The sequence below is a fragment of the Methylocapsa palsarum genome, assembly GCF_900114285.1.
GTDB classification, from domain to species: domain Bacteria; phylum Pseudomonadota; class Alphaproteobacteria; order Rhizobiales; family Beijerinckiaceae; genus Methylocapsa; species Methylocapsa palsarum.
The window spans coordinates 21,791-28,720 of the sequence record NZ_FOSN01000024.1 but is presented as its reverse complement, the minus strand read 5'-3'; the positions used below and the strand labels follow the sequence as shown (position 1 = coordinate 28,720).

The 6,930-nt window shown below is 58.9% G+C and carries 7 protein-coding genes; 2 read left to right on the top strand and 5 right to left on the bottom strand.

All coding sequences use genetic code 11. From position 1 onward, the window contains the following. The 5 genes from BM177_RS17430 to BM177_RS17415 form a co-directional block, all read right to left on the bottom strand. A partial coding sequence (locus tag BM177_RS17430) for a transposase (protein ID WP_139223709.1) occupies nucleotides 1-101 on the bottom strand: 101 nt, incomplete at its 3' end. A gap of 191 nt (nucleotides 102-292) precedes the next feature. Then, nucleotides 293-1,534, bottom strand: coding sequence for a plasmid replication protein RepC (gene repC, locus BM177_RS17425; RefSeq protein ID WP_091686211.1), 1,242 nt, complete (start codon nucleotides 1,532-1,534; stop codon nucleotides 293-295). A 798-nt stretch (nucleotides 1,535-2,332) separates the two neighbouring features. Next, entirely contained in the window at nucleotides 2,333-2,455 is a 123-nt protein-coding gene (locus BM177_RS20970; protein WP_280140581.1) for a hypothetical protein, read from the bottom strand. Nucleotides 2,456-2,473: 18 nt separating this feature from the next. Then, on the bottom strand, nucleotides 2,474-3,007 hold the full coding sequence (locus BM177_RS17420; RefSeq protein WP_280140583.1) for a L,D-transpeptidase: 534 nt from the start codon (nucleotides 3,005-3,007) through the stop codon (nucleotides 2,474-2,476). A gap of 318 nt (nucleotides 3,008-3,325) precedes the next feature. Next, nucleotides 3,326-3,592 (bottom strand): hypothetical protein, encoded by a 267-nt coding sequence (locus BM177_RS17415; RefSeq protein ID WP_091686207.1) that lies wholly within the window; start codon nucleotides 3,590-3,592, stop codon nucleotides 3,326-3,328. 116 nt (nucleotides 3,593-3,708) lie between these two features. On the opposite strand from BM177_RS17415, the gene BM177_RS17410 reads away from it, so the two are divergent. Together BM177_RS17410 and BM177_RS17405 are read left to right on the top strand one after the other, a co-directional pair. After that, nucleotides 3,709-4,797, top strand: a complete 1,089-nt coding sequence (locus BM177_RS17410; RefSeq protein WP_091686205.1) for a class I SAM-dependent methyltransferase — start codon at nucleotides 3,709-3,711, stop codon at nucleotides 4,795-4,797. Nucleotides 4,798-5,209: 412 nt separating this feature from the next. After that, nucleotides 5,210-6,754, top strand: a complete 1,545-nt coding sequence (locus BM177_RS17405; protein WP_091686203.1) for a peptide ligase PGM1-related protein — start codon at nucleotides 5,210-5,212, stop codon at nucleotides 6,752-6,754. Nucleotides 6,755-6,930: the final 176 nt, after the last annotated feature.

Genomic DNA, 6,930 nt, shown 5'->3' with positions numbered 1-6,930 from the left:
GAGACCCCATGCCGGCGCGCCAGATCGGCCGTCTTTGCGCCAGCCTCGTGCTCCTTCAACACGCCAATGATCTGCTCTTCCGTGAACCGTGCTCGTTTCATCTGTCCGTCCTCTGAAAGGCCGGACTCTAAATCCTCGTGGAGGAAAATCTCAGTGGCAGGTCACTACGGACTAGATCGGCCGAATAAAAAGACCTAAAATGCGTCGGTGTTTCACGACACAAGACCCTCGCGAACGCCGGAAAACGAGGTCTATTTCTAGAAATCGAATAAGACATTGACGCGACCTCAACTCATGCGCGTTTTTGGGCGGGCGCGCGCATTTTCGCATTGATCAAAGCCATAAGCACTGGCCCAAGAGAAAAGGCCCCTGCCCTCGCCTTCTCGGTCAGATTGCGCAGATAGCCGCCAGGACTGTTGATTGAACTCGATCGTTGTAGGATTGCAGCGAGGATGACAGCCGCGTCCTCGGGGCCTAAAACAGCGTTGGCCTCCTCCCACGCGCTAGGACTGATTCCGAGCCATGGCCGCACCAGCGTGGCCGCAGTCACCAATTCCCGCCAGGAGCGAATTCCATTCGGCGCGTGTTCGGCAATGTCCGGGCAAGCTTCGAGGACCATTGGAAGCGGGAAGCTCCGTTTTGGGGGTTGTTGCGTCGCCTCAAGTTCCAAAGGCGTCTTTGGAGCCTCATTCGGCTCGATCCCCGCCCCTTTCTTTTGTGGATGACTCATTTCAGATTCAGAAATTGAGTTCGGTTTTGAGTTCTGTATGTGCCGCTCATCATGGGCGGCATTGGCGCTTATTTTAATGGTTTGGAGATGCTCTTCCAAGATGGCGCGAATCTGATCCGCCACGTGTTCGAGCGCCCCCGCCAACGGCCCAAGGACTTCCGCAGGCGCCTTCCGCGGTATCCGCCCATTGAGATCAGCGAAGCTTTTAGAGTATGGGTTCCAATCGGCGCCGACCCCCTCGTAGAGGCCTGTAGCGATCATTTTGTCGATGTCGCGGCGGGAGATGGTGATGCGGTCCCGGAGAAAACGAAGGAGCTGCTCCCGCGCCCTTGCCTCTGCCGCCAGGCGTTTGAATTCTGCGGCGCGGGCGACGAGCGGGCTGAGATCAAACCCGAAGGCCTCCTCGATTTCACCCCCCTCCCCTTTCCGGGCATAGCGCTTGCCGTTGGGGCTGTCTCGCCGGAGGATGAGCCCAAGCGTCACCAGCGCGGCCAGGTGGCGCCTCAGCGTATTGTCCGCCATCCCGTTCGCCCGTTGCGCGAGATTCTTGTTTGACGGGAAAACGATGATCGGCTCTCCGCCTGCAAGTGTTGTGTCCTGGTGAAATGACAGAAGCGCGTTAAGCACCGAAAGAGTGCGATCGGAAACGCCGAGAGCGGCGTTGGCTTTTCGGATGTCGTCGAGGACGCGCCATTTATCGACGACTGTCTGAGACGGGCAGGATTTTGCGGCGATCTGGTTCGCCATAAGGGCGAGCGAATACGGCCGCCGCCCATAGGGCGTCGTTGATTGAGCGGTTTGCATGGTCTTTACCCTCATTTGGGCAAAGAAAATCGTTCGCCGAAACGGCGTTTTGCCTTGACAAGAAATGGATGGAAGAGCTATCTCTGACTTGCGAGATCGAGAGAAAGCAGCCTCCGTTACGGCTACGTTTCGGGGGCTTTTTCTTTGCCTAAATTCTCCTGATGATTGATTGATATCGTACGCGGTTCACTCATCTACGCAGCTCGTGAACTCTGCGTAGAATTTTGCCCTCGTCGAATCGACGGGTGGCGCACCTTATCGTCCGCGGTGTCGGCGCGAACACGAATAGGCCTGCGCAATTATTTCTTGGGGCTTGAGTTGAGCCAAAGGGGCGGGCGAATTTTCCCTGCCCTTATGAACCGCGCGGATACAAAGCGATTCTTTAAAAAGCACCCCCGCACATCTCATGGGCAGCCGCGAAAAGCATTCATGAGATCGCGGGACGGCTTCCTGACAACTTTGGTTTAGACTTTTAATAATTCGTCTGGATTTTAGAGCCCGTCGGAATTTCCGAAACGGATCTAACTGCCACCTTCGCGGCGACCTTAATAAAGTCTTATGCATCTTCTTTACCTTGCAGTAGGCAAAGAATAATTGCGCCAGGATCGCGCCGGGGAGGGCGTGAGCAGGTCAGTCATCGTCGCTCACGTCGACGCGGCAAGAGTTGCGCGAAAGTGATCACAACCTTTAGCCGGTTAAAGTCATCCCGCGTAGCTGATCTGTCGCTGTGATTCCGACGGACCCTTCGACGCAATCGGCACTGCATCGAGAAAGGTCCGGACGTGGCTGACGAAAATCTCAAAACAAGCGCAGCACGCGAAGCCTGGCGTCGAGATTGAGGGCCGCCGCGGACAATTCCGCGCCAACAGTCCCGCTCACGAAATTGTAGCCGCCACTTTTGAGCAAGAATGACAGAGGCATGCTGATGATCCTACGAAGCTAGTAATTTTGGGGCCCTTTGAAAAAGGGAAGCCCAAAGAATGGCTCGACGTAGCCAGAGCGCGGGCTTGGCTGCCCTCCGACGACGCCATATTCGCCCCCCGGGCTGACGCCAGTTACGACAACCTGCGTGTTCTCAAGGCCATTCTCCTTCACCAGCGCATAAAGCGTTGCGGCATTCTTGGGCGCAAGTCGTACACAGCCATGCGAGACCGGTTTGCCAAGATTTTTTAAATCCGTGCTGCCGTGGATGGCGTGACCATCCTTGATGAAAAAAACAGAATGTGGCATGGGCGCGTTGTCCCATTGTTTGCTATACCAGATCGCGTTCATCGAGGTGGCTGTATAGGTTCCAGAGGGAGTCGAATATCCCGGCCGGCCGGTCGAAACCGGCCATTCGTATACAGGCCGCCCGTCCACCCAAACCGTCATCCTCTGATTTGACTTGTCGATGTTGACAAGGAGGGCAGGGGTCCTTGCTCCGGCGACATTCCCGTCGCTCCCTTGGCGGGATCTCGGTCCAGCATGCGCCATCGCGACAAACAAGATCAATGCCGCGGCCAAGGCGGACGACAAAGACGCAATTCTCATCGACTGAATTAAGGACTTGCACATCTGCGCCTCCAAGGTCGGAAAAATAGGCATATCTTAACCATAAAAGCAGGCGCGGGCTCTTTTTTTTCTCAGCGCCCACGTGGATAAAGAGGAAGAAAAGCACACGGATCGACAATCGTCTTTCCCGATCAGAACGAGCTAACCGCGCGCGACCAGTCACGCTCCCTGTTGATTCCGGGCACAGTGAAAATGTTCCCGCCGCCGTCCTGCCCTCGAGCGGGTAGAGCGACACCTGATTCAAAAGGCTGGATAGCGCCTGATCCGCGGCGGCGGCGGCGCGTCGTTCCCGCACAAAGCGCGCTCGAAATTGCCCTGTGACGCCCGCAGACCGGCGATCGAATGACTGGGACGCAAGCTCATTTCGATTGCCGCCGTTATCCCGGCGAAGATGAAATGGCCGGCCCGTAACGCCGAGCCGGCATGCGTGAAGATTTCATGCGGCGGAGGTTGTGGCCGCGTCGAGGAGCAGACCGAGGCGGCGCTGTCGCCGCCTGGGCGCCGCATGCTAGGTTTGGTATGCTCCCCTGGAATTACCTTTGCGCGCAAGCGGCTGCGGCAATCCTCCCGGATGCCGTTTGAATGCAACAAGGCCAAAGCTCTTCAAGGATCGGACAGAGTCCATGACAGATGCCTCGACTCCGCCCGCTCCAGCTCCCATGGAAGGCCGCGGCGTTTACAATCGCAGTTCGCGCGTCCAGGCGGCAGGCCTTTCGCCTGCGGTTGCGCTGCTTGAGACAGCGGCTTGCGCAGTCCCGCTGCCAGAGGCCTCGAAGCCGATTGTAATCGCGGACTATGGCTCGTCCGAAGGGCGCAACTCACTGCCGCCGATAGCCGCCGCGGTCCAACGGCTCCGCGAAAGAATTGGCCCTCGCCAACCTATTTCGGTCGTGCATACGGATATGCCAGAGAATGATTTCGGCGCCCTGTTTCAGACCCTCGCCAACGATCCTGACAGCTATCTTCGTAGCGACCCGATGGTATTCCCATCGGCGATCGGACGCTCTTTCTATCAGCAGATCCTGCCGTCGTGCAGCGTCACGCTCGGCTGGAGCTCATGGGCCGTGCAATGGCTGAGCCGCACACCGGCGAAGATCCCCGACCAGCTGCAGATCTCCTACAGCGCCGACGCCGCCGCGCGTGACGCCTTTGCAAGACAGGCCGCTGAAGACTGGCGAACCTTCCTCATCAGCCGCGGAAGGGAACTGCATGGCGGCGGACGGCTGGTGGTTGTGACCATGGCGCTGCGCGACGACGGCGATTTTGGTTATCGTCGTATTCTGTCCGCGATGTACGCCGCGCTCCTGAGCCTTGTCGATGATGGGCTGATCAGCGAGGAGGAGGCGGAGCGGATGGCGATTCCTACGCTCGGTCGCAGCCGGTCCGATCTGGAGGCGCCCGTCCTGGAAAGCGGATGTTGTGGCGGGCTTGCGATCGAACATCTCGATGTGTTCGAGGGTGAGGATTTGATCTGGCGCCAATTCGAGGAAGATCGCGACGCCGACGCCTTCGGCGCGCGATGGGCGGCGTTTTCCAGAGCGTCGGTGTTTCCGACGCTTGCGCTGGGTCTTGCTGACGGCGCAGGCGGCGCACGCGCCGGCGTCTTTGTCGAAAAACTAGAGGCCGCCATGGCGGCGCGTCTCGCCGCGGCGCCGGAGCCGACGCTCATTCCGCTCGCGCGAATCGTCCTCGTGAAAGACGAGGTCGGTTGAGCCGCTGACGATTGTGGTCAGCGTCATCCAGAACACGCCGAAAATGCGCCATCCGTCAACACCACACGCACTCATCGCATGGCCCGAGCAAGGGGGGACGTTATACTCTGTTCCCTGGCTCCGCCGCGCAGGAGAATGCGATCGTGGAAGATTGGACTCATTCCATCAGGGCTCGCGTTCTTGAAAGAGGTCGATCGCGCCGAGGCTGGCTTTTCACATTGCTGTTCCCCGTCGCGATGCGGCTTATTCATAGCGTGGTGATCCAATACCGAAAATTTCTCAGCTTGATCTAAGCGGAGGGGAGGCGATTTCACCGACGATACGCATTCGTTTTCGGCGCGGACAATGCGTCCCGCTCTATCTATATATAATATGGACGATTGTCTCATTCGGAAGGTCGGGAGGACGGTTGATGACAGACGCGCGTAAGATCGAACCGACCAAGTTTGAGGCTGGCTCCCCAGACGAGGAAGCGGCCTTTCTCCGCCTGCAAGCCGCGCTTCCAGGTATGTTCCGTGAGATTTTCCCGGACCGGACGGCGCCGCGCACAATCGTGGTGATCCCCAGCTTGAGTCTTGACCAGGATGTGATGGCCAAGGTCGCAGGGGCGCATCATTACGAGGAGCGAATGCTTGGCATGCTGATGCTGCTTCGTCTGCCGCGCGCTCGCGTGATCTATCTCACCAGCCAACCTATCTCAGAGACGATTATCGACTATTACCTACACCTGCTGCAGGGCGTTCCGGCCCGGCACGCGCGGGAGCGTTTGACGCTGCTTGCCTGCTTTGACAGCAGCGCCCGACCCCTGTCCGAGAAAATTCTTGCACGCCCGCGTCTCCTGACCCGAATCCGCGAGGCCATCGACGACCCGGGCGCCGCTCATATCGCGGCTTTCGCCGTCTCTGGGCTCGAGCGGAGTCTGGCTGTCCGTTTGGGAATTCCTGTCTATGGCTGCGATCCGGCGCTTCAAGCGCTCGGCTCAAAAAGCGGCGGCAGGCAAATTCTTCGTGAGGCCGGCGTGATGATCCCAGACGGGGTCGAAAATCTCGCCGATGACGTTGAGATCGCGGCCGGGCTGGCGGCGTTGAAGGCGCGCAACCCAGGCCTGCGGCGCGCCGTCGTCAAATTGAACGAAGGTTTCTCGGGTGAAGGCAACGCGTTGTTTCGTTTCGACGGCGCGCCCGAAGGGCCGGAGCTGTCGCGATGGATCCACGACCAGCTGCCGCAACTGTTCTTCGAGGCGCCCGCCATGACATGGGATGCCTATCTCGCCAAGGCCAAGCAAATGGGCGCGATCGTCGAGGCGTTCGTCGAGGGAGACGAAAAGTGTTCGCCTTCGGTTCAGTTCCGAATCGATCCGCTTGGGGCGGTGGGATGCGTTTCGACCCATGATCAGGTGCTGGGAGGCCCTGGCGGGCAGGTTTTCCTCGGATGCCGCTTTCCCGCCGATGAAGGTTACCGTCTCGCCATCCAAACTGAAGGCGCCAAGGTCGCCAGGGCGCTCGAACGACATGGGGTCCTTGGCCGGTTCGGCGTCGATTTCGTCTCTGTAAGGGAAGGGAACACGTGGAGAAATTACGCAATCGAAATCAATCTTCGCAAAGGCGGCACGACGCATCCTTTGTTGATGTTGCAGTTTCTCACCGGCGGGGCCTACGATGCGGAAACGGGTCTGTTTCGCACCCCGGCCGGCCAACCGCGGTTCTACTATGCGTCCGATAATCTAGAGGCTCCGCACTACAGGGGCCTGACCCCGGCCGATCTGGTCGACCTCTCTGTCCTGCACGGGCTGCACTACGACGGCACGATCCACGAAGGCGTCGTCTTTCACCTGATCGGAGCGTTGTCGGAGTTCGGCAAACTGGGCGTGGTCTGCGTCGGCGCTTCGCCCGAGCGCGCCGAGGAATTGTATCGCCGGACCGTTGAGATCCTCGATCGCGAGCAGAATGAGGGGTGAGGGGCCGGTGTAAGCGCTCGCCTCTCGCCTTCCGTCTTCAATGGCGAAACACGCGCTCTGAACAAGGGAAAATGATGACGGGCGGCTTGCCTACACCGGTGCTTGCACGGCGGGGTAGACAGTCAATGAGCAACAAATCGGGCTTATGCAGCCGCGATGTTTTGGCGCCGATCTAA

Excerpts from the sequence above, each read along its gene's own strand:
- BM177_RS17415 (WP_091686207.1), bottom strand. The coding sequence starts at position 3,592 with ATGCGGCGCCCAGGCGGCGACAGCGCCGCCTCGGTCTGCTCCTCGACG.
- BM177_RS17410 (WP_091686205.1), top strand. The coding sequence starts at position 3,709 with ATGACAGATGCCTCGACTCCGCCCGCTCCAGCTCCCATGGAAGGCCGC.
- BM177_RS17405 (WP_091686203.1), top strand. The coding sequence starts at position 5,210 with ATGACAGACGCGCGTAAGATCGAACCGACCAAGTTTGAGGCTGGCTCC.
- BM177_RS17420 (WP_280140583.1), bottom strand. The coding sequence starts at position 3,007 with ATGGCGCATGCTGGACCGAGATCCCGCCAAGGGAGCGACGGGAATGTC.
- BM177_RS20970 (WP_280140581.1), bottom strand. The coding sequence starts at position 2,455 with ATGCCTCTGTCATTCTTGCTCAAAAGTGGCGGCTACAATTTCGTGAGC.
- repC (WP_091686211.1), bottom strand. The coding sequence starts at position 1,534 with ATGCAAACCGCTCAATCAACGACGCCCTATGGGCGGCGGCCGTATTCG.